Origin of the sequence: Peptoniphilus grossensis, from assembly GCF_001940285.1 — a bacterium.
GTDB lineage: Bacteria > Bacillota > Clostridia > Tissierellales > Peptoniphilaceae > Peptoniphilus_A > Peptoniphilus_A faecalis.
The window spans coordinates 904,553-927,678 of sequence record NZ_MJIH01000001.1 but is presented as its reverse complement, the minus strand read 5'-3'; the positions used below and the strand labels follow the sequence as shown (position 1 = coordinate 927,678).

Below are 23,126 nucleotides of genomic sequence, written 5' to 3'. Positions count from 1 at the left end.
TATATTTATATATCCACTTCTATTTATCTTATATATAAATTTATTTTATATTCTTGAAAATATTGTTTTTTAGTATATACATTGTATCAAAAAAGGCGAGAATTTTTTATCCTCGCCTTTTTTATTTTTAGGATTTTTGCAAAGTCCTTTTATATTTTTATTAAAATTTAAACAGCCGCAGCTGGCTTATCTTTGTTTAATATTTTTTGAGTAATATAGATAAATGCTAGAGCTGCAAGTCCAATAACATCAGTAAGAAGTTTTGGATCTAAAAGTGCAAAGGCAGCTAAAAGAAGTATTACTCTTTGCCAAATTCTTAATTTACCAAATAGATAGGCCTCAACTGTACCTGCCAAGCAGAAAGTACCAATAAGAGCAGTTACAATAGTTGGTATTGCAGCAGTTATTGGAAGCCAATTTACTGTTGTTCCAACAACGGAATCAACCATTATTAAGTGTGGATTAATAACGAAGATGTAAGGTATTATGAAGGCGCCAATTGCAAGTTTAAAAGCTTGAAATCCAGTTTTCATTGAGTTTGCACCTGCGATACCTGCTCCTGCATAAGCAGCTAGTGCTACTGGAGGAGTAACGTCAGCAACTACACCAAAGTATAGAATAAATAAGTGAGCTGACATTAGGTTTACACCAAGTTTTGTTATTGCTGGAACAGCCATAGTTGCAAGTACTATGTATTTTGCAGTTGTTGGAAGTCCCATTCCAAGGATAATTGAAGATACCATAGTTAGTAGTAATGTTGGAATAAGTTTACCTTTAGCTATTAGTACTATAACTTCTGCGATCTTTAGACCAAATCCAGTAAGTGTTACCACACCTACTATCATACCAGCACATGCACAGGCACAAGCTACACCAACAGCACCCTTAGCACCGGCTTCCATTGCTTCAAGAATATCTTTTGCAGTAAAAGAATTATCTTTTTTAATTAGAGATGCTACAAAGGCAACTATAACTCCAATGATAATACCAGTTAAAGCAGCCATTGTTGGAGGATATTGTTTAACCAACATAAAGATGATTGCGATAAGAGGTAGAGTTAAATAACCTTGTTTAGCTAAAATTTTTGAAACCTTTGGAAGAGATTCTCTTGGCATACCCTTAAGACCAAGTTTACAAGCTTCCAAGTGAACCATTGTACCAACGGCTATATAGTATAGAATTGCTGGAATAATAGCAGCTTTAACAATTGAAATATAAGGAAAACCAGTGAAGTCCGCCATAATAAAGGCAGCAGCACCCATTACTGGAGGCATAATTTGTCCGCCAGTAGATGCAGTAGCTTCAACGGCGCCTGCATAATGAGGCTTGTAGCCAACTGATTTCATTAATGGAATTGTAAAAGCACCAGTGGTAACTGTGTTTGCTACAGATGAACCTGAGATTGAACCCATAAGACCTGAAGAAAGAACTGAAGTCATTGCAGGACCTGATCTCGTAGAACCAGTAAGGGCATAAGCAAAGTCTATAAAGAATTCACCGACACCAGTCTTGTCTAGGAAAGAACCAAACAAGATAAACATAAATACAAATGTAGAAGATACTCCGAGAGGTGTACCCATAATACCTTCTGTAGTCATGTACATGTGGGAAACAATTCTAGTTACGTTAAAGCCTCTGTGAGCAAAAACTCCAGGCAAGTGTCTGCCAAAGTATGCAAAAATTAGAAATATTATAGTAACAATCGGAAGCTCTGGGCCAACAACTCTTCTTGTAACTTCTAGAGTAAGGAGAACTGCAAGAACTCCCATTACCATGTCAAGTGTGGACATTTGACCACCTTTTAAGGCAATAGCTTCTACATTAAAGAATATGTAACTCCATACACCAATTGATAAAATCATCAATGCCCAGTCCAGAATTTCAATTTTAGTCTTAGATGACTTCTTAAAACCAGGATATAGGGCAAAACCAAGAGTGAAAGCAAAGATTAAGTGAAGTGATCTTTGTTTCATTGCTAATAATGTTCCGTGCCATGCAGTATATAGATGGAAAGCAGACATTAAAATTGCAACGATTGTAATAAATAAAGCAACCTTGCCAGATAACTTACGAAGTTTACTAGTTTCGAGATCATATTGTTCCATTAATTCATCGACATTCATAGCGCCGAGATCATCTGTTGACTTTGTAACACTAGCATCTGATATCTTTTCAGATTTTATATTTTCATTTAAATTATTATTATTATTATTATTATTATTATTATTGCTCAATTTGGCACCTCCTTAGTGCATATTGTAAAAGCGATATATGTTTGGTAGAAAATTCTAAAGCTTCTCTAGGTTCAGAAAATTCCAAGAAAGGAGTAGCTTTGCCATTAATTACGAATTTATGATTTGCTATAACAGCTCCTGTTCTATAAACAACAGTATCAAAGGGAACATTCATATCATATAGACAGAAACTTCCATCCTCAGCATATTTAAACTTGTAAATTAAATTTACAGGTAGTCCTGCACCTTGGTCGCGATACCTTTGTTCCATAAGGATCAACTTTCCATCACGAGCTTCATACCATTCGCTAGTTTGAGATTTCTCAACTGAATGAGTATAAACTATGCCAAACCTATCCTTATCCTTTAAATATTCAATCTTTTTAATATTTCCATTAAAATAAGATTTTATAAAAATTGCATCGATTTTAATAAAGGATAAAATAATAAAGGATAAAATAAAAAAAACTAATATAATAAAGAGTATTGGAAAGAATAACTTCTTTCCAATGCCCTCTTTATTTCTGCCACTCATTATTTTTTAACTTCATCGAAATATTTTTGTGCACCTGGGTGTACTTCAATACTCATACCGTCAAGAGCTTTATCAAGAGCGATGTCGCCACCTCTTGCGTGAGATTCTTTCATTGTATCAAGATTTTCAAATAAAAGTTTAACAATGTTATAAGCATCTTCATCAGCCATTTTTTCGTCAACTGCTAACATTGATTGAACTGCTACAAGAGAAAGTTCTTTGTCTTGTCCCTTATATTCAGTTGGAGTAACGTGTAGGTTAACGTAGAATGGATATTTTTTAATAAGTTCAGCAGCTTTATCTTCAGCTATAGGAACTAAGTGAATATTATGAGTTGTAGCAAGTTCAGTAAAGGCTGATGATGGAATAGCAGCTGTAATGAAAGCAGCGTCTATTTGACCAGATTTAATTTGATCAGCAGCTTCAGCAAAAGATAAGAAGTCAACTTTTCCCAAATCATCATAAGTAATTCCATGAATTTCAAGGATTTGCTTAACATTAACTTCAACGCCAGAGCCAGGAGCGCCAACTGCAACTTTCTTACCCTTTAAGTCTTCAATAGTTTCGATTCCAGAATCATCAGAAGCAGCTATTTGAACGAATTCAGGATATAGACAGCATAGACCTCTTAGAGAAGATTTTTGATTTCCTTTAAAAGTATCAGTACCATTTGCTGCATAATAGGCAACGTCATTTTGTATGAATGCGATTTCCGCATCGCCCTTAGTAATTAGTTCCACGTTTTCAACAGATGCGCCAGTAGCTTGTGCAGTAGCAGTATAATTAACGCCTGCATTGTTTAAAATATTAGATAGTGCTCCACCTAATGGGTAATATGTACCACCAGTACCGCCTGTTGCAACTGACATAAATCCGCCCTTAGTTTCCATTAAACCTTCGGCTTTGATGTCGCCAGTAGCTTTATTACCCTCTTCTGTTTTTGCACCTTCTTCAGTTTTAGTAGCGTTTGCCGAAGAATCTTCTTTTTTGTTTCCTCCACCACTACAAGCTGTCAAAACAACTGCAGCTAAAGCAATAAGCATGATTAGCGTCATAAATTTTTTCTTAGTCATAATAACCCTCCTTGACATTATTCAAATAAACTAAAATTTTATGAAAATGTTTATCCGATAATTTTATATTACATTATTGAATATTAATTGTCAATTAAATAAAAAGCTAATTATCCTGAAAAGTCGCATTTTATTTGTACGAAAATTTTATTGAAAACGATTTATAAGTATTTTGTAATTTGATTTTGGTTGAATAAATATTTTTGGGTAAATATTTTAAATAAATAATAAAGAAAATAAATAGGAGGATTTATGAAGATTAATGAGATTTTAAATATTAAATATCCAATTTTTCAAGGTGCTATGGCAAATATTTCAACAGCAGAGCTTGCCGGTGCAGTATCTACTGCTGGCGGTCTCGGGATGATTGCAACTGGTGGATTTAGCCCTGACGAAGTTAGAAGGGAAATTAGAAAAATAAAAAAAATGACTGACAAGCCCTTTGGAGTAAATCTTGTAATGATTCATCCAGATATTGAAGAATTAAATAAAGTTGTCGTTGAAGAGGGAGTTGAGATAATAACTTGTGGAGCAGGAAACCCTCAAAAATATTTTGACTATTGGTTAAAAAACAAATTAAAAGTAATTCCCATTATTGCAAATAAAAAAATGGCACAAAAAGTTGAGAGCCTCGGGGCAATAGCTTGTGTATTTGAAGGCGCAGAGGCGGGAGGACATATTGGAAAGCTAAACACCTTTCCTGCTCTCCCAGAAATTTGCGATTCTGTAAAGATTCCTGTGATTTCTGCGGGTGGTATTTACACGGCAAGACATATTTTAGCGGCAGAAATTTTAGGGGCAAGTGGCGTACAAATGGGAACAAAATTTTTGCTATCAAGAGAAGCACCAGTCCACGAAAAATTTAAAGAAGTTTTAATAGAAGCAAAGGATAGAGATACAATTGTAACGGGAGTAACAACAAATCATCCTATAAGATGCTACAAAAACAAATTGGCAGAAAAACTTTTGGAGATAGAAATTAACAATCTTGGAGAAGAAGAATTTGAAAAATATGCTCGTGGTTCAGGGAAAAAAGCTGTAAGAGATGGAGATGTAGAATGGGGTTCTGTTTTGGCGGGTGAAGGATTTGAGTACCTAAATAAAATTGAGAGTGCAAGAGAAATAATCGAAAATATAATGAAGGAATACGAAAAGTTAAAGAGAAGTTTTAAAGAAAAGAATTAAAATATAGAAAAGAAAAGCCAGTGAAAAAGTCAGAGCAAATAGTAAGCTAAAGCCACTTAAAACTTGTCTTTGCATCTATTTATACTTGGACTAATTAAGCCTTAATTGAAAATTTAAAATTATATAAAAATAAAAAAGCCTTTGACAAAAATATTAACTTAAAGTAAATATACGCCAATTTTGAAAGGGTTTTTTTAAAAAAAAGTGTTAATTATATTAAGGCTACAAATGAACTTGAAAAAGAGTATGATTTCAACTACAATATAGATGTAGCAAAGTACATAAAATTTTAAGGAGGATGTAAATGAAAGCGTTAATGGTAGATTATATGTCAGATGTAATTGATAAGGGACTTGAAGAAAGAGGTATTGAACTCGATAAGGTTATGCTTCCAACTTCTGAAAAGCTAGCAGAAATTATTGAACCTTATGATTTCTTATTTATGAGAGTTGATCCATTCATCAACAAAGAGGTTCTCGATGCGGCTAAAAATTTAAAGGCAATTTTTGTTGGTTCAACAGGAACTAATCACATTGATCTTGAGTATGCAAAGGAAAAAAATATTCCAGTTAAAAACTCTCCAGGACAAAATGCAAATGCAGTTGCTGAACTTGTTTTTGCAAAAATGTTAGATCTTTATAGAAACTCTGTACAAGCTCAAAATGAAGTTAAGAGCGGAATTTGGAATAAGTACAGATGGATTGGTAGAGAACTTAGAAATAAAACTCTAGGAATTTGTGGTTTTGGTGCAATTGGTAGAAGAGTTGCAGAAATCGCCAAGGTATTCCACATGAATGTTCTTGCTTATGATCCATTCTTAAAGCCAGAAGATATTAAAGTCGATTATGTTGAACTTGTTGATTTTGATAGAATAGTAAAAGAGTCTGACATTATCACTCTTCACATGCCACTTACTCCAGATACTAAGGATTTATTCTCTAGTGATGAATTCGAAAAGATGAAAGATGGAGCTTGCATAATCAATGCTGCACGTGGTGGAATTGTTAATGAAGATGCACTTTATGATTACCTTAAAAATGGTAAATTAGGTGGAGCTAACTTAGATACACTTTCTAATGAACTTGGCTCTGGTGGACTTGACACTCAAGATGTTCCAGTTGAAAGTAAATTATTTGAACTAGATAGATTTTATGTAACACCACATATTGGTGGCTCTACTATCGATGCTCAAGACGATATTGGACATGTAGTACTAAGAAATTTTGATGAACTTTTCGGAAAATAAGAATACAATAGCTAATTTAAGATAGCATATAGAGTTAAGACTAAAATAAATTAGAAACCTGCTCACAATTGTGGGCAGGTTTTTTATGCAAAATAACATTGCTCTTTAAAATTTTTTATAATATATTAAAGGGGGAGGTTGATATGAAGGATTATTATGTACCCATTATTTTACTACTTGTATTTACTGCAATAATTTTTTTCTACAATTATTATATAAAAGTGAGAAATGAAAAAATTTTGAGAGAAGAAATAATAAAAGACTTTGGAAAGGTTCACTCAAAAAAATTTAAGGGGAAAATTGACGGATTACATAAAAGGATTGGTGGAAATTTAACAGAAATCACAGCCAATGATTTGAATTTTGACAAAATAACGGAGAAAATAAATCACAATGTGTCGAGGCTTGGGCTTGAATATTTTTATCACAGACTTAGAAATTTAATTTTAGATAAGGATGAGTTGATAAAGTCTCAAAACAATAGAAATATTTATAAAAAGCAGGAAGATGAGTTATTAGATCTTCAGTTTCAGCTTGGCAAAATTGGATTTTTCAAAGAAGATGTGTTAAGTTTAGTTGAAGAAGAAATTGAAATAGATAGAGAGCTTGAAATTGGAGCGAGAATTTTTTCCTTTACAGCACTTTATATTTTAATTCTTTTTATCTTTTTAAGAGCTGGATCGCTTCTATTTATTTTTGTCCTACTTGGAATAAATATTTACATTTATAAAAAATTTAATGACATAACCCTTGGTAAATTAGAAACTTTAGTTAGGTTTAAAAGCATTTTATTTGTTTCAGAAAATTTGATGAAAAATAAAAGAAAAGTCTTTATAGAAGAGTTAGAAGAGATAGAAAATATTTTAAAAAGGATTTCTCCACTAAAGAAAACTTTGAAATCCTTTGGTTTTTTGACGGGCAATGCGGAAATGGATTTTGCAGAAACTTACAAAAATGTATTATTTTTATCGGAAGCTAGAAAATTTTCGAAGTCACAAAAATACTTTAAAGAGTATAAAGATGAAATTTTTAGACTATATTATCTATTGGGAAAAATCGACTGTGAAATAGGAATTATTTCCATTGAAAGGGCATATAAAACAGGAGAGGCAATTTTTAGTGAGAAAATTTGTGGCAAAAATTTGTACAATCCATTATTAAAAGATGCTGTGCCAAATGACTTGAATTTGGAAAAATCAATAATTTTAACGGGTTCTAATGCATCGGGTAAGTCGACATATCTTAGAACCATTGGCATCAATGCAGTTTTTGCACTTAGCTTTGGCATTTTCTTTGGCGAAAAATTTGAAATAAAACCTCTTAAAGTAACATCGGCTATTGACATTAGCGACTCAATAATGAAAAATCTTTCCTATTTTATGGCAGAGTCCAAGGCAATTGGAGAGATGATAGAAGATGAGGAAGAAAAGTTAATTTTGCTAGATGAGATTTTTAGAGGAACTAATACTATTGATAGAATTGCATCTGCTACATCGACATTAAAATACCTGGCAAAGAAAAATCATGTGGTGGCAGCGACTCATGATATAGAGCTTACAATTTTATTGAAGGATGAATTTAATAATAAACACTTTGAAGAAAAAATAGAAGATGGCGACATAAAGTTTGATTATTTAATAAAAGAAGGACCTGCCACTACGAGGAATGCCATAGCAATTTTGGATAGTCTAAACTACCCAGAAGAAATAATAAATGAGGCAAGAATTCTTTCAAAGGAAATGGAAAACAGATAGACTGCTTTATTCAGTGGTTTCTTTAAGGAGTAATTTTTTCTTTCTTTAATTGTTATTCTTAATAATATATAATATTATTAAGAATATATTTTTTATACAGATTGTGAGGGTAGTATGAGGATTTATTTTACAAGACATGGTGAGACTGAATGGAACAAGCTTAATATAATTCAAGGGCAAGATGATTCGCCCCTTACTAAAGAAGGTATTGAGATGGGAAAGGCGCTTCACGATAAGTCAAAGAATATTCACTTCGATAAGATTTATTCTTCTGACCTTGGTCGTGCCTATGATACTGCAAAATTAATTTGTCCCAACAGGCATATTATAAAGACCTCACTCCTTCGTGAAATTGATGTGGGTTATTGGTCAGGCAAAAACATTAAGGATGTTAAAGACAGTGATAGATGGCTTCACAAACTTTATTTTAATAAGCCACATAGATACAACCGCATTGATGGTGAAAGTTTATACGATCTTAGAAAACGTGTGGAAAAATTCTTTGAATTTGCTATTTATCCAGAACTTGACAACACTATTTTAGTTGTGGCTCACGGCGTAACTATTGTAGCTATGTTTTCTATTATGGAAGATATTCCCATGGAAAAGTTTTGGATAAATAGAGTTAGGCGAAATGGAGAGTTTAATATCGCCGATTATCACGATGGTAAATTTAAAATTATAAAAAAGGCACCACAAAATCCTGTGGATTCTATTTGAGGTGATTAAATGAAGAATTATGATTTAATTATAATTGGCGCAGGTGCAGCTGGCTTGAGTGCTGCTATTTATGCGGGGAGATCTCTTTTAAACACTTTGGTAATCGAAAAATTTTCCTTTGGCGGCAGGGTTAACGATACTCCTAGGGTTATTAATTATCCAGGATTCAAAGAAATTTCTGGGAGAGATTTGATAAATGAATTTAGAAGGCAAGCAGAAAATTTTAATACTAACGAGTTTACTTATGGAACTGTTTCAAAGATCGAAAAGATAGACGAGGGTTTCAAGCTTATTACTTCAAGGAGAAGAGAATTTTTTGCAAAGGCAATTATTATTGCAACGGGAACTTATGCAAAGATGATAAATGTTCCTGGAGAAATTGAATTTGCTGGTCGTGGTGTGTCCTATTGTTCAACTTGTGATGCAGATTATTTTAAGGACAAAGACATACATATTTTAGGTTCAGGTGATCTTGCACTAGAAGAGGCAGATTATCTCTCTAATTATGCAAACTCAATTAATATGATTATTATTCACGAAGAAGGAAATTTCGATGGAAATGAATTGGAAGTTAAAAAAATTAAGGAGAACCCAAAAATTTCTTACACATGGCACTCAAAACTCGAGGGAATTTACGGCGATGACAGAGTAAATAGTCTTGATATTTTAGATTTATCTGACAATACAAATACTAGAGTGACTTCTGATGGAGTTTTTATTTTTGCGGGGATGAGTCCAAATTCAGAATTTGTAAAGGATTATTTAGATTTAGATGATTTTGGCTTTATTGTAACGGACGACTGCATGAGGACATCTATAGAAGGAATTTATGCTGCAGGAGATATAAGACAAAAACCTCTTAGACAAATTGTTACAGCAGCAAGTGATGGTGCAGTGGCTACTGTTTATGCAGAGAGATACATTAGAAATAGGGGTGTGAGATGAGAGTTTATCCAAGGGGAACTGTAGTCTACAATAAAGAAAAGGCATACAATGGTATAAATTTAATTTCAACGGCAAAGGACGGAGCACTAATTACAAAAATGGACGGCAGGGAGCTTAAGAGGTATTCTGTGAACCCAATGCCTGCAAAGATGCTTCCAAATAAAAATATTATGAGTATTTCTTCTTTTAGATCATCAGATTTTGGAGTCAGTGACGGTATAAAATTAGTTGAATTTGACAAAGATGGAAGAGTTGTATTTGACTTCGACAAATTTAAGTTCACAGAGGACAGAGGTTATCGACCAAAGTGGATGGCTAGAGCACATTCTGATTTTCAAAGAGAAGGAAACTCACTTGGATATTATTACCCTGGAGAAAAAATCATCCAAGGTGGCAATACGCTTATATTAGTTCACGATGCCATCGTGGACAATAGAATTTCTGACAAGACTTTGCTTGACGATGTAATCTTAGAAGTAGACAAAAGGGGAAATATTATTTGGAAATTTTCCTTTAGTGAACACTTTGACCAACTTGGATTTTCCGAAGAGGCAAAAAATGTTTTATACAGAAATCCAAATCTTAGGATTACGGAAAGACCTCTTGGAAATTATTTAGACGTGACATCAATTTCTACAATTGGCGAAAACAAGTGGTACGATCAGGGCGATCCACGATTTCATCCAGACAATATTTTATTTACTGCGAGAGCTGCAAATATTATTGGCATAATCGACAAAAAGAGGTCACGAATTTGTTACAAGCTGGGACCAAAATTTTCAGACTTCAAGAAAATAGATCCAGTAGTTGGCTCTGCCTTTGCAAGTATAATTCCAAGAGGTTTGGAAGGCGAGGGCAATCTATTGATTTTTGACAATGGAGGAAGATGTGGCTACGGCTCACCAACACTCACATCACCTTCAGGACTACTGCCCTTTGTTAGAAATTATTCCAGAATATTAGAGATAAATCCAGTAACACTTTCTGTAAATTGGTCCGTAGATCCAAGGGATTTTGGTTTTTCAATTCCAATGAATGGCTACAAATTTTATTCACCCTATGGCGGAAATCTTCAAAGACTTCCCAATGGAAACACTCTAATAACCCTTGCGACAGAGGGTATGGTTATTGAAATCACACCTTCAAAGGAAATAGTTTGGCAATGGACCTGCCCTTATAGAACTACGACAGAAAATGTTTTGAAAAATAACATGATTTACAGAGTTTATAGATATCCCTACGATTATCTAGACGTAGATGAAAGTGAAAATGAAATTGAAGAGATTGAAGATGCATCTTATTACAAGCTAAAGGGAGCAGGAAGTTTCAAGTCTGTTGCTGTTACAAATGTAAATGGAAGTGAACTAAATAACGATATAGATCCACTTTCACAAGAATCAGAATCAGTTTTAGATCTTGAAGAAAATAAGAAAGTAATTAAGAGAAATGAATCAGTAATAAAATATGTAATGCAAAATTATTTTGGCGACACGATAAAATCACAAAAAGCAGCCATAGTTATCTTTGGTGCAGATAGATGTTCTCACTGTGAACCACTTATGGAAGTAATGCAAGTTCTCCTAGAAGAAGAATTCAAAGAGATTAGCTGTTACTACATGGATCTCGACAAAAATAAAGACTTTGCAGAAAAATATGAAATCTTCCAATTGCCTAGAGTTTCTTTCTATAAAGAGGGCGAAAAAGTTTACGAGTTTATTGGAGAAAAATCCTATGACGAAATTGCCAAGCTAATTGAAAAATATATTTTAGAAATTTAAAAAAAGCTGAGGAAAATTAACCCTCAGTTTTTTTATGCCAAGTTAAATTTGTATATCCCTTTTTCTTTACTTTAGAGTTGATTAAAAATCTATTTTTTACAAGCCTGAGCATATATTTATCGTCATTATAAGAATCGGAGTAGCCAAGGGAATTTTCGTAATCAATATCTATTCCATCTCTTTTTAAAATTTCGTTGATATTTTTTACCTTGATTTGCTTTTTATTATTGCCACGAATTAATTTATAATCTTCGTCTAGATCCGTTCCAATTATGTAGTCAAAGCAAAAGAGTTCACCTACATAGATTAAATAATTTGTGGCAGAAGCAGAGCAGAGGATTTTAACAGTGTCTTCGTCATAGGAATTAAATTCACTTTCAAATTCTTTAAAGAAAAATTTGGGGTAGAGAAAATTTGTAACGAAGCTTTTGAGTTCATCTTCTGAAAAATATTTTATAACAGAGACCATTTCATTTTTCATTATTTCAAAGTCGGAATTAATTTTTGACTTGATATATGCAGAAATTAAATTCCAAAGAGTTTTAAAAATATTTATTTTTTTATTTTTGTATGCGTATTTATAAAGTTCCAATATAGACTCACAGTCAACAATAGTTTTGTCAAAATCATAGAGTGCAACTTTTTTTTCAAGATTTCACCTCAATGTAATTATATCAAATTTTCTTCATTATAAAAAGTTAATATGATATACTAAAGTAGTGATATTTATGGGGATTATTATACATGTTGACATAGATGCTTTCTATGCATCAGTAGAAGAACTTGACGACAATAGAATAATAGGCAAGCCAGTAGTTGTAGGGGGTAAATCCAATCATGGAGTTGTAACAACGGCTAATTACGTTGCGAGGAAATATGGCATTCATTCTGCCATGCCCATGTATATGGCGAAAAATCTTTGCGATCATTTAATAATTAAGCCCATGAGAAGAGATAGGTATCTGGAAAAATCGAGAGAAGTATTTGAAGTTTTAAGGACTTATACAGACAAAATCGAAAAAGTTTCCATAGATGAGTCCTATCTCGATGTAACAGGACTTGGTTATGACGAAAATATTGTTTACGAACTACAAAAAGATGTCTTTAATAAAACAGGGTTAAGCGTGAGTGTTGGCCTTAGTTATAATAAATTTTTAGCAAAACTTGCAAGCGACTGGAACAAACCTAGTGGCGTAATGGTTATTAGAGAGTCCGATATTCCAGAAATTTTATTTCCACTGGATATAAGAAAGGTTCACGGTATTGGGAGAAAATCGGAGGAAAAACTGCGCAATATTGGAATAAATAAAGTTGAGGATCTTTATGAACTTTCCTATGAATTTTTAGCAAATATGTTTAAGAAAAGTGGCGAAGAAATTTACAATAGAATTCGAGGAGTGGATAATAGGGAAGTAACGCCAAACACTATGAGAAAAAGTCTTGGCACGGAATCAACCTTTGAAGCTACAAAAAACAAAGAAGAACTCATAAATTATTTAAAAGAATTTTCTAAAGAAGTTTCAGAAGATTTAATTGTAAAGGAGATTTCTGGATACACTTTAACTTTAAAGATGAAAAATGAAAAATTTAAAGTTAAGACTAGGTCAAAAACTTATGACAATGCAATTTATGAAGAAGGAGATATACTAAATAAAAGTATGGAGATTTTTGATGAAGCTTATGAAGGCGAGAAGCTAAGGCTTATTGGCATCACAGTTTCAAATTTAGTAGATCTAAACATAAGACAGCTTTCTTTTTTTAGTAGGAGGAAAAATGAAAAAAATTAATTTAAAAAATTTATTTAAAGATGATGAATATGTTAAAAAAAGTAATATAAAATTTTTTGAACTAGATGGCGATAATTTAGTTTTAAAAATGAAACCAGAGAAAAATCAATTTAATGCCTATAATATACTTCACGGAGCAGAAATTTTTGCATTAATGGATACAGCTGCAGGTTGCCTTTCTATCATAAATGGAAAAAAAGCTGTTACATTAGATTCGAGTGTCAATTTTATTTCCTCCATAAGCTATGGAGAAGAAATTTACTCTAATACAAAAATAATTCACGTGGGAAAAAGCACAGAAGTGATTGAAGTTGTCGCCATGTGCAAGAACAAAATAATTGCAAAGGGAAGTTTCACGCTTTTTATCTTGGATAAAGTTGAAATCACTGGAAGGGAATTTTTAGAAAATTAATTTCAAAATAAAAAAACTTTTAAAGTTCTATGATAAAATATTCTAAAGAAAATTATAAAGGATTTTAATTAAATGAGAAATTTTTGGGATTTAAATTATGGTGAAGTTGGCTTTGAGTTTTTTGGAAGGTATCACTTCACCTGCATATTTATTATTTTTATTTTTGCAATAATTTTATATAAACCTTGGAAAAATAATAAAAACTTTAGAAAAGTTTTTGCGATAATGCCAATTACACTGGAGATAATAAGGCTTATTATAGTTTTAATAATGGGACATTATGACAGCTCCTACTTACCCTTTCATCTTTGTTTGTTTGGAGCACAGTTTATGTCATTAGATGTTTTTTTCAAAAGTAAATTTATAAGGGCATCGCTTTTCTTTTTATTTATGCCGGCTGCCATTTTAAGTTTAATTACACCAGGGTGGACTAGTGTAAATAGGTATTCCTATGTTGCAATTATTTCGTGGATAATTCACGGAGCTAATTCCTTTTATCCCATATATCTTGTTCTTTCAAAGAAATACAAACCAAAGCTTATTGATATTATTTATCCAGCAATTTTTATAATTGCCATGTTGCCTATTATAAGAATTTTAAATAAAAAGTTAAGTGCAAATTATTTTTTTATTGAAGAACCTTATATTGGTTCTCCTCTTGAAGTGATAAAAAATGTATTTCCAAATTATATTTTGGGACTTTTTACAGTTACAATTTTTGTAATGGTGATGACCTTTTTTATCTACAAATTAATTTTAAAATTAAAGATATAAGAAGAAGGCAGGAAAATAAAAACCTGTCTTCTTTATTTGTCTTTACCTATAATATTATAAGTTATTGCAACGAGCACACCACCAACAATATTTCCAATTGTAACTGGTATTAAATTTTTAAGAATTAATGCAAAGCTAAATTCTGGATTTAATATTTTTGCAAGGGCAAAGCAAGTCATATTTGCCACGCTATGTTCGAAACCGAGACTTACAAAGGCTAGGATACACCAAAAAATTAAAATTAATTTTGCTGAGTCAGAGATTTTTCTTGAGCATATTAAAACTGCTATACATACTAAGATATTGCACATAATTCCCTTAAATAAAAGTGCAGTGAAGTCGAAATTTGTTTTCCCGGCTACAAGTTTTAATAGAGTTTCATTGTATTCAGGGGATACACCAGTCATTTTAAATAAGAATGCGATTAAAATTGAGCCCAAAAGATTTCCAATATAGGAAAATATTAAAATTTTTAAAAATGTAGACGTTTCAATTTTTTTATTTAGCCTTCCAAGGGTTGTAACGAGGACATTTCCAGTGAAGAGTTCGCCGCCTGCAAAAACTACAAAGGATAATGCAAGAGAGAAGAAAAACCCATTAATAAATTTTACAGCTGCAATTGGTAGGGGAGAAAATACATTTGTCGAAAGTATCATTATGAGCATTCCTATACCAATAAAAAATCCTGCAAGCATTGAGGAAATTATGTACTTGAAGAAAGAAGCTTCAAGTAAATTTTTCTTATTGCTTGCAGAATTTATAAGTCCAGTTATTATATCTTTATACATATTACACCTCTTTTTATTTCACTAAACATTATATCAAAAAGAGGCAGTTTTTCAATTGGTGAAAGTATCTTTGTCAGTAGAAAGCTTGAATTTTTTTGCGTCAATTGCTGTAATTATTATTTGTACAATTGGCATCAATAGATTGAAAAACAAAAAGGGAAGATAATGTACTGTTGGAACTCCAAGTACAGATGTCATATAAGTACCGCAAGTGTTCCATGGTATCATTGCAGATGTAACAGTTCCACCTGATTCAAGAGTTGAAGATAAAAGTTTTGGATCTAAGTTTCTATCTTTATATTCATTTTTAAACATTCTTCCAGGCACAACTATGGAGATGTACTGCTCGGGCATAGTTGCATTTGTAAAAAAGCAAGTTAAAATTGTAGCCGTTACTATTCCAACAGTGGACTTTATTTTGTGAAGGAACTTTTTCACTATTGCTTCTAGGATTCCAGTTTCTTCTGCAATGCCACCAAACATCATGGCGATAATAGTAAGTGAAATAGAAGACATCATGTTGTTAAGTCCGCCAGTTGTCAAAAGCTTGTCCACAGACTCAACTCCAGTTTCCGAAACAAAACCATTTAGTGCAGCAGACAAGATATCTCCAAAATTTATATTTTGATATATTGGCCCTAAGATGGCAGCTGCAATTATGCCAAGGCTTATTCCAGGGACTGCGGGAATCTTTTTTGCAATGGAAAGTATTACAATTAAAGGTGCAATTAAAAGAAGGGGAGATATATTAAAATTATTTTTCAAACCATTAGTAATTACATTTACACTAGATAAATCGGCAGAACTTCCGCTGTATTTCATTGATAAAAATCCGAAGATTACAAGAGTTAAAATATATGTTATAACAGTTGGCTTAAACATTGCCTTGATATGCGTAAATACATCGGTGCCAGCCATTGCTGGTGCTAGATTTGTAGTATCAGATAGGGGACTCATTTTGTCGCCAAAGTAGGATCCAGATAAAACTGCACCTGCAGTTATTGGAGCAGGTATGCCTAAACCCTTTGCAATTCCCATAAGGGCAATGCCCATTGTGCCAGCTGTTCCCCAACTAGTTCCCGTAGCAAGTGAAGTTATAGAAGTTATTAAAACTGTAGCTACAAGAAAAATTGAAGGTTTTAAAATTAAAAGTCCGTAGTAAATCATAGTTGGAACAACTCCGGCTAAAATCCAAATGCCAATTAAAACTCCAATAATTGCCAAAATTATAATAGATTGCATGGCTTGAGAGATTCCCTTTATCATTGAGTTTTCAATAAACTTCCAACTATAGCCTATTTTTAATGCAACGAGAGATGCTATAAAAACACCAATTAACATGGGGATATGAGGACTTTCTTCATATTTTATAATGCTCACAAACATAATTATTACAAGAGAAAGGAAAGTAAAAATTGCCTCGCCAAAATTTGCTTTTCTTATATCTTTATCATATTTTTTAATATTTTTAATATTTTTATTATTCATTTAACACCTCGTGTAAATTTAAAAATTTAACATATTATATCATTAAAATTAAAATAATAAAAGTTTTAGTTAATTAACAAAGATGTTATACTATAAAGGAATGGAGGAAATTATGGAATTAAAAGACACAATTCGTGCAATAGAAAATTATCCAAAAGAGAAAGTTATCTTTAGAGATATTACTACCCTTTTAAAGGACAAAGATGCTTTTAAAAAAGCAGTGGATGAAATGGCAACAAAAATTGACAAAGATGTGGATAAAATTATTGGTGTGGAAGCTAGGGGATTCATTTTTGGTGCGGCACTTGCCTATAAATTAAACAAGGGTTTTGTGCCAGCAAGAAAGCCAGGCAAACTTCCTTACGACAAATTGATAGAATCCTATGAGCTTGAATATGGAAAAGATTCTATAGAAATTCACAAGGATGCAATTAACCCTGGTGAAAAAATTGTAATAGTAGATGACCTTCTTGCAACTGGTGGTACATCTAAGGCATGTGTTGATCTTGTAAAAAGATTAAAGGGCGAAGTGTCTTCTATAGTTTTCTTAATTGAGTTATTAGATTTAAAGGGAAGAGAAACCTTAAAGGGCGTAAAAGTGGAATCAATTATAAAATATTAAGGAATAATTTTAATCTAAAAATTATTGGATATTTGATTTGAAAAACCACTATTATATTTTTATTAAAAATTTATAATAAGATTATGGGAGCAAATGCTGAGGGGAGTTAAGACTCGATCATTCTACCTGTTAGGATAATGCCTTGACAGGGAAAAGCAATTTAATGCTATAATTTTATAGGAGATTTTTGGCTTTATGCCAAATTTTGGGGAGGCTCGATATGTCGAGTCTTTTTTTTGTTTAAAAATAAATACATAAAACAATTCTAAGCTATAAATAAAGATTAGATGTTTTTAGCATAAAAACAAAAGCATAATGTTTTGCAGATTTCTTTTCTTCAAAATATTTATAAACAAGTATTATTCCTTTTCAAATTCTGGAAAATTTATCCTATCGAAATAATTTCTTGTAACTCTCTTAATTTTTGTATGAGTTTAATTAAATAGACAATAATTAAAACATAATCGAAAAAGTACGTATTTTTTAAAATAAATTCTAAAGACATTTTCACATACATAAACTTCTTTAAACTTATTTTTTAAGAATTTTCAATTTCTTGTACCATCATGTGGAGCAAAAAGACACTCACACATTAAGTCATAGGTAAAAACATTTGCTATTAAAATTTAAATTAAAGTAAAAAGGCAAATTAAAAAATTTACACATATTGCAATCAATTGTGGAGAAATAAAAACTAATTTTATCTTCAAGAATTAAAAAAATAACGATAATTATCTATATGATAATAATAATCAATTATATTATACTCTAATGAGGGATATTTCTATTAAATCAAAGTCTTTACAAGCTATAGCATGTCCATGAATGAAGATTTTGATTGGGATTTTATTTTTTAAAGGGAGGTAGTCAAAAGAGATAAACATTTTCACAATAAAATATTTGCAATAATAAAATTTTGCAAAAAAATGGAATTAATTCAAAAGAGAGTAGAACTTATGATAAAAACATATAGCAAAACAAGGCTATGATAAGCAAGATTACTATAAAATGATATTTTGTGTCATTAATTCTATTTAGGAGGTAGATATGAAAAGGAAATTAATTGTGCTAATGATGGCAATGTTAATGATGATTGGCACTGTGCCTCTTGAGGTCTTTGCTAAAGAAGAATTAACTAATAAACAAAAAGTTGACAAATTAGTTAGTGCAAAAATAGTTGAAGGAGATGAAAGAGGAAATTTAAACCTTGGCGATCCAATTAAGAGAAGTGAGATTACAAAAATCCTAATATATTCCTTGGGATATAAAGACGAGGCGGCAAAATTTCAATCAGAAAAATCTAAATATTCAGATGTTAATTCAAATCACTGGGCAAAGGGAGTGATTCAAGCAGCAAGCAAAATAAAAATGCCAAATGGTCAATATTTGATAGAAGGTTACCCAGATGGGACTTTCAAACCAGAGAATAATATTACTTATGCGGAACTAATCAAGATATTAGTAGTGGCTAGCAAAAGAGATCTCAGTGATCAGATGATAAAAAATGCCAAATGGCCTGATTCTTATATTAATTGGGCTAAAGAAGAAAAAATCATTGGAAATGATGTTGGACTTGAAATAAAAGATTTCAATCAAGCGGCAACTAGAGAAAATGCTTTTGTAGCTTTATATAATTGTAAAGAACTCTTGAATAAACAAGACCAAGAAATAAAAAAGGAGAGCGATGTTTCTAAAAAAACACTGGGGAAAAGAGCATCATCTTTTAGTATTATAAGTAGCAGTGGATCTAGAGATTATAATAGTGGTAGTAGTTCAAAGGACTCAAAAATAAAAAAACCAGATCCAAAGCCAATACCAGTGGAGCCAAAGGAAGATAGGGATAAAATACAAAAATCGATAAGTCCAAGACTAGACCAGACAGGTAAATATGAAAAAGGGAAGTCTGCACTACTAGGCACAGGAATTAAAGGCTTAGATGGGTTGAGAATTGACATAGATCAAAAATTTGGAGACGTAAAAGCAATCAAAGAAGCCCTATCAAATCCAAAAGTTGGAAGGGGACAAATTTTTGAAAAATGGCAATCGGTAAAAACAGGAGAGCAATACACAATAGAGGAGCTATTAGGTACAAAGCTAACTAAGGACATGGTTTATGAATGTCCCTATGGCTTCCATTATGTAGAGTTAAAGCCTATTACCAAGGCTGACCCGAACTATAAAGATCAAGACCTTGAAGGAAAAGCGTCAGTCCATGTCTATAGCTATAGTAGATTGGGTTGCAAACACTTTGCGATAAAAGAAAAAGCTCTTCAAAAGGATTTTAAAATAGGTAAAAAATATGGTGAATTAAATTCAGAGGTTTTAACAGAGCTAGAAAAACTATCCAAAGTAGAAGGACATAAAAACTTCTATATTGGAAGATATCCATCTGAGGGAAATATGGATATTGAAGTTAAGACTTTAGCTGAATTAAAAGCAATGGAATCTACAGAAGACCATAGATATGGTGGAGGCTATACAGATATTTACATTTATGCCTATGATAATACATTAAAGAAACCGGAGAAAAAAGATCCTACAGGAACAGACAAAAAAGATCCTACAGGAACAGACAAAAAAGATCCTACAGGAACAGACAAAAAAGATCCTACTGAAATTTCTACTGAAATAAAATCAAAATTCGAAAAAGGCAAACCAGCATTTAATGGCGCGGGCCTCGATGGGCTAAGATTGGATTTAGGGGACAAATTTGATTCAAGAGAAGATGTCAAAACCGCTTTAAAAAATCCAAAACCGGCACCGGGATATAAATTTGTTAAATGGAAATTAAAAGAAACCGGTAGAGAATATACCATAGATGAAATTTTACAATTAACATTGACATCCAATATGATTCAGGATTGCCCAACTGGATTTAAGTATATCAATATAGAAATGGTGACTGAAAAAGATCAAAACTATGTGGCACCAGAATTAGAGACGGATAAATTATCCAACGAGGTATCTGTCAACATTTGGAGAACAACACGTGCAGGATGTAGCCATTATGACAGTGGTGAAATCTATGTTCAGGATAAATTCATTATAGGCAAGCCATATAGTCAATTAGATCAAAAGACATTAGCAGTAATGGATAAATTATCTAAACAATATAGACATCACAGTATCTATATTGCAAGAGCTAAAGGTCCTAATGGAGAGTATAGAGATATAAGATTTGAATCTTTAGGAAATGGACCTGCAAATCTCAAGGAACTATTGGCAATGACATCAAGTAATGAACATAGATATGGAGCGGGAAATCCTAACATCTATATATACTTCTATGATAACCCATATAATGCAAACCTAGACAATAAAGGAGATCCTGTAGCACCAGTTATACCACCGGAAATAGCCGATGGAGAAAAATTCAATATAGAGATAGATGGAAAAGGGATAATGTTCACTATCCAGGCTGATTATGAGACAAATTATATACAAGGAAAGTTTGATTATCAAGCTGGCTCTAAGATTTTGATAAAATTTGGTTCCAATATGACAGCTTTCGGAAAGAAAGTTGACGGTTGGAAAGTAGTTAATGCAGATGGTAGAGATATTAAAGTGGAATATCCTGAAGGAGATTTGCCATATTTCATCATGCCGAAATCTGATGTAACAATAAGTCCGATATTAATAGATGAAAATTCCACACCGGAGCCACAACCACAACCAGAACCAGAGCCACAACCAGAACCGGCACCTCAGCCTGAACCACAACCAGAACCGGCACCTCAGCCTGAACCACAACCTGAACCAGGTGAAGACGTAGAGTTAGGCGAAACTGTCTATATATACGGCGGCATAGATCCTAATATTAACAAAAATTTAGAAATCCGAATCAACCAAAAATTTTCTGATGTTGACAAGGTTAAAAATGCCATTCTAAATTTTGAAGCAGGAGAGGGCATGGAAGTAGCTGCTTGGCAAATAGAAAAGACGGGCAAAACATATACGACGGAAGAATTATTAAACCTAAAAGTTACAAAGGATATGGTTGTGTTAGATAATTATGATGATTATGTAATGAATCTTAATCCACAGATTAAAGCAAAGGGACAAAAAGCAGATAAGGCGACATTAGAAGCTAAAGTTAAAAGCGCTAAAAGTCTGGATTTAAGTGGATACACATCAGATAGTGCAAATAGACTAGTAGAAACAATTAAAAGAGCAGAAAAAATTCTTAAGCTTGAGAAACCTGCAATTACAGAAATAGGTGTAGAGCTCTTTAACTTGGAACAATTTGAAAAATCTTTAGTAAGTAAAGACAATAAACATACAATTAGATTCACTTCGACAGAAATGAATCCATATACCTATTGTCTATATGGAAGCGATGATTATATAGGAAAGTGGAAGGATGCTTCCTATGAGATAAATGACGACAAAAAATCCAATGTTGAGTATTCAGGAGGTCCTGCTGGAGAATATAGAACGGCTCACTATAAAGAAATGTCCTTTATGAGAGGGACTACACTAGATGTAAGCCCTGAAAGTTCTATCTATATTAGGGTAGCTTTGAATACTGGAGATGGGAAAACTTTAAAACAAATTCTGGTAAATAATGAACCAATAGTATTTGAAGGGGAAAAAGATCCGATAACTGGCATAGCAGGCTATGAGACTAAACCTATTAAAATTAAAATAGATAAGGATACTACAATTAAAACTATATTTGTAGATGAACAGGAAGAAGAAGTAAAACAGTCTGTGCCGATGAAAGTATTTATATTTTCAGTTGACCAAGAAAATGTTCAGGACGAGTTTATGACGGATCAACCCTTGTCTAATCTAAATGAAAACATGAAAGAGACATTGACAAAGTTGGCGAATAAACCGGGATTTAAGTATTTCTATATCCATAGAGAACCTATATCTTCTGCCACAAGAAATGACACAATTATTGGAAATTTGGAAAAATTATTAGCTTATAGCTTGAAAGAATCTGATGAATATGATGAAGATCAATATAAAGGTCAAGTCTATATTTATGCCAGCATAGATCCAAATTATGTAGATGAAAATGATCCGGAAGAACCAGAGCTAGTAGATGAAAAAGCTATTGATGCCGAAGTTCGTATTTATGATTGGAATATTGTAAAAAAAGAGCAAACTTATCATTTGACTCAGGAAAACTTCAAAACGGGTCAAAAATATGCCTTATTAAACCAAAATATGTTAGATAAACTAAAAGAATTATCTGAAACACCTGGTTTTAGATATTTCTATATTGCAAGAGAGAAGACAAATGAGACTCAGAAGCATAATGATGTTTTATTCAATAAGACGGCAAATAGTTATCAAGAACTTTTAGATTATGTATCTAGGGAGTCTGATCAGTATAATGAAACAAACTTCAAGGCTCATATTTTTATCTATGCCGGTATAGGAAATCCAGGCGAAGGTAGCAGCAAGCCTGTGGATGAAAATTCAAATTCAGAATCTAAAACATATAAAATTGAAACTAAGGGTTCAATTACCTTTGGTAAAAATGAATGGTTAGATGAAGGTATTTCAGGTTCTAAAATCTATGTAGAAGCAGTTAATTTTGGAAAAACTAAGTACAAGTTGAAAATAACTGCAAAGGGTAAAACTGTAGAAGTTAAGACAGACGGACAAGGCAAGACTTATTTTATTATGCCGGCAAGTGATGTCTTAATTGAAGCTGTAAAAGTAGTAAATTAGAAGACAAGATAAAAACAAATAAAATTACCAACCTTCAATAATTGGAGGTTGGTTTAAACTAAGTATAGAATTATAAAATAATATTTTATAAAAGTGAAAT

16 protein-coding genes and 1 pseudogene are annotated in these 23,126 nt (G+C 32.3%); 11 read left to right on the top strand and 6 right to left on the bottom strand.

Going from position 1 to position 23,126, the window contains the following annotated elements; all coding sequences use genetic code 11:
* Positions 1 to 167: 167 nt before the first annotated feature.
* The 3 genes from BIV18_RS04520 to BIV18_RS04510 are packed head-to-tail and all read right to left on the bottom strand — an operon-like array spanning position 168 to position 3,842.
* Positions 168 to 2,234: a TRAP transporter permease gene (locus BIV18_RS04520; protein ID WP_075659490.1), complete on the bottom strand. Its 2,067-nt coding sequence runs from the start codon at positions 2,232 to 2,234 to the stop codon at positions 168 to 170.
* Positions 2,224 to 2,769, bottom strand: a complete 546-nt coding sequence (locus BIV18_RS04515) for a DUF1850 domain-containing protein (protein WP_075659489.1) — start codon at positions 2,767 to 2,769, stop codon at positions 2,224 to 2,226. Before BIV18_RS04515 ends, BIV18_RS04520 begins: the two co-directional genes overlap by 11 nt.
* Positions 2,769 to 3,842, bottom strand: coding sequence for a TAXI family TRAP transporter solute-binding subunit (locus BIV18_RS04510; protein ID WP_075659488.1), 1,074 nt, complete (start codon positions 3,840 to 3,842; stop codon positions 2,769 to 2,771). The genes BIV18_RS04515 and BIV18_RS04510 overlap by 1 nt, the downstream gene beginning before the upstream one ends.
* Positions 3,843 to 4,094: 252 nt before the next feature.
* Between BIV18_RS04510 and BIV18_RS04505 the strand changes: the two genes are divergently transcribed.
* The 6 genes from BIV18_RS04505 (at position 4,095) to BIV18_RS04480 (ending at position 11,470) form a co-directional block, all read left to right on the top strand.
* On the top strand, positions 4,095 to 5,027 hold the full coding sequence (locus BIV18_RS04505) for a nitronate monooxygenase (protein WP_075659487.1): 933 nt from the start codon (positions 4,095 to 4,097) through the stop codon (positions 5,025 to 5,027).
* Positions 5,028 to 5,331: 304 nt separating this feature from the next.
* Positions 5,332 to 6,273: a D-2-hydroxyacid dehydrogenase gene (locus BIV18_RS04500; RefSeq protein ID WP_075659486.1), complete on the top strand. Its 942-nt coding sequence runs from the start codon at positions 5,332 to 5,334 to the stop codon at positions 6,271 to 6,273.
* 143 nt (positions 6,274 to 6,416) lie between these two features.
* Positions 6,417 to 8,027, top strand: coding sequence for a MutS-related protein (locus tag BIV18_RS04495; protein ID WP_075659485.1), 1,611 nt, complete (start codon positions 6,417 to 6,419; stop codon positions 8,025 to 8,027).
* A gap of 114 nt (positions 8,028 to 8,141) precedes the next feature.
* Positions 8,142 to 8,747, top strand: coding sequence for a histidine phosphatase family protein (locus BIV18_RS04490; RefSeq protein WP_075659484.1), 606 nt, complete (start codon positions 8,142 to 8,144; stop codon positions 8,745 to 8,747).
* A 9-nt stretch (positions 8,748 to 8,756) separates the two neighbouring features.
* Positions 8,757 to 9,692: an NAD(P)/FAD-dependent oxidoreductase gene (locus BIV18_RS04485; protein ID WP_075659483.1), complete on the top strand. Its 936-nt coding sequence runs from the start codon at positions 8,757 to 8,759 to the stop codon at positions 9,690 to 9,692.
* A complete protein-coding gene (locus BIV18_RS04480) occupies positions 9,689 to 11,470 on the top strand; it encodes a thioredoxin domain-containing protein (protein ID WP_075659482.1) in 1,782 nt (593 codons plus the stop codon). The genes BIV18_RS04485 and BIV18_RS04480 overlap by 4 nt, the downstream gene beginning before the upstream one ends.
* Positions 11,471 to 11,486: 16 nt before the next feature.
* Here BIV18_RS04480 and BIV18_RS04475 read toward each other — a convergent pair.
* A pseudogene (locus BIV18_RS04475) lies at positions 11,487 to 12,095 on the bottom strand (haloacid dehalogenase-like hydrolase); the annotation flags it as partial.
* 103 nt (positions 12,096 to 12,198) lie between these two features.
* Here BIV18_RS04475 and BIV18_RS04470 point away from each other — a divergent pair.
* From BIV18_RS04470 to BIV18_RS04460, 3 genes are all read left to right on the top strand, one after another.
* A complete protein-coding gene (locus tag BIV18_RS04470; RefSeq protein ID WP_075659480.1) occupies positions 12,199 to 13,257 on the top strand; it encodes a DNA polymerase IV in 1,059 nt (352 codons plus the stop codon).
* Positions 13,244 to 13,669 carry a PaaI family thioesterase gene (locus tag BIV18_RS04465; RefSeq protein ID WP_075659479.1) on the top strand — a complete coding sequence of 142 codons (426 nt, stop codon included), beginning with the start codon at positions 13,244 to 13,246 and terminating at the stop codon, positions 13,667 to 13,669. Before BIV18_RS04470 ends, BIV18_RS04465 begins: the two co-directional genes overlap by 14 nt.
* Before the next feature lie 72 nt (positions 13,670 to 13,741).
* Positions 13,742 to 14,443 (top strand): YwaF family protein, encoded by a 702-nt coding sequence (locus BIV18_RS04460; RefSeq protein WP_075659478.1) that lies wholly within the window; start codon positions 13,742 to 13,744, stop codon positions 14,441 to 14,443.
* A gap of 32 nt (positions 14,444 to 14,475) precedes the next feature.
* Here the strand turns inward: BIV18_RS04460 and BIV18_RS04455 are convergent, their stop codons facing one another.
* On the bottom strand, positions 14,476 to 15,231 hold the full coding sequence (locus BIV18_RS04455; protein WP_075659477.1) for a formate/nitrite transporter family protein: 756 nt from the start codon (positions 15,229 to 15,231) through the stop codon (positions 14,476 to 14,478).
* 51 nt (positions 15,232 to 15,282) lie between these two features.
* Entirely contained in the window at positions 15,283 to 16,719 is a 1,437-nt protein-coding gene (nhaC, locus tag BIV18_RS04450) for a Na+/H+ antiporter NhaC (protein WP_075659476.1), read from the bottom strand.
* Positions 16,720 to 16,831: 112 nt separating this feature from the next.
* Between nhaC and BIV18_RS04445 the strand changes: the two genes are divergently transcribed.
* Both BIV18_RS04445 and BIV18_RS04440 read left to right on the top strand, forming a co-directional pair.
* Positions 16,832 to 17,341 carry an adenine phosphoribosyltransferase gene (locus BIV18_RS04445; RefSeq protein ID WP_075659475.1) on the top strand — a complete coding sequence of 170 codons (510 nt, stop codon included), beginning with the start codon at positions 16,832 to 16,834 and terminating at the stop codon, positions 17,339 to 17,341.
* A 1,047-nt stretch (positions 17,342 to 18,388) separates the two neighbouring features.
* On the top strand, positions 18,389 to 23,026 hold the full coding sequence (locus tag BIV18_RS04440) for an S-layer homology domain-containing protein (protein WP_075659474.1): 4,638 nt from the start codon (positions 18,389 to 18,391) through the stop codon (positions 23,024 to 23,026).
* The last annotated feature ends 100 nt before the right edge of the window (positions 23,027 to 23,126 follow it).

What these genes read in the sequence shown, in the direction of transcription:
- BIV18_RS04500 (WP_075659486.1), top strand. Translation starts at nt 5,332, where the DNA reads ATGAAAGCGTTAATGGTAGATTATATGTCAGATGTAATTGATAAGGGA.
- BIV18_RS04505 (WP_075659487.1), top strand. Translation starts at nt 4,095, where the DNA reads ATGAAGATTAATGAGATTTTAAATATTAAATATCCAATTTTTCAAGGT.
- BIV18_RS04455 (WP_075659477.1), bottom strand. Translation starts at nt 15,231, where the DNA reads ATGTATAAAGATATAATAACTGGACTTATAAATTCTGCAAGCAATAAG.
- BIV18_RS04510 (WP_075659488.1), bottom strand. Translation starts at nt 3,842, where the DNA reads ATGACTAAGAAAAAATTTATGACGCTAATCATGCTTATTGCTTTAGCT.
- BIV18_RS04465 (WP_075659479.1), top strand. Translation starts at nt 13,244, where the DNA reads ATGAAAAAAATTAATTTAAAAAATTTATTTAAAGATGATGAATATGTT.
- BIV18_RS04440 (WP_075659474.1), top strand. Translation starts at nt 18,389, where the DNA reads ATGAAAAGGAAATTAATTGTGCTAATGATGGCAATGTTAATGATGATT.
- BIV18_RS04495 (WP_075659485.1), top strand. Translation starts at nt 6,417, where the DNA reads ATGAAGGATTATTATGTACCCATTATTTTACTACTTGTATTTACTGCA.
- BIV18_RS04490 (WP_075659484.1), top strand. Translation starts at nt 8,142, where the DNA reads ATGAGGATTTATTTTACAAGACATGGTGAGACTGAATGGAACAAGCTT.
- BIV18_RS04445 (WP_075659475.1), top strand. Translation starts at nt 16,832, where the DNA reads ATGGAATTAAAAGACACAATTCGTGCAATAGAAAATTATCCAAAAGAG.
- BIV18_RS04515 (WP_075659489.1), bottom strand. Translation starts at nt 2,769, where the DNA reads ATGAGTGGCAGAAATAAAGAGGGCATTGGAAAGAAGTTATTCTTTCCA.
- BIV18_RS04470 (WP_075659480.1), top strand. Translation starts at nt 12,199, where the DNA reads ATGGGGATTATTATACATGTTGACATAGATGCTTTCTATGCATCAGTA.
- nhaC (WP_075659476.1), bottom strand. Translation starts at nt 16,719, where the DNA reads ATGAATAATAAAAATATTAAAAATATTAAAAAATATGATAAAGATATA.
- BIV18_RS04485 (WP_075659483.1), top strand. Translation starts at nt 8,757, where the DNA reads ATGAAGAATTATGATTTAATTATAATTGGCGCAGGTGCAGCTGGCTTG.
- BIV18_RS04460 (WP_075659478.1), top strand. Translation starts at nt 13,742, where the DNA reads ATGAGAAATTTTTGGGATTTAAATTATGGTGAAGTTGGCTTTGAGTTT.
- BIV18_RS04480 (WP_075659482.1), top strand. Translation starts at nt 9,689, where the DNA reads ATGAGAGTTTATCCAAGGGGAACTGTAGTCTACAATAAAGAAAAGGCA.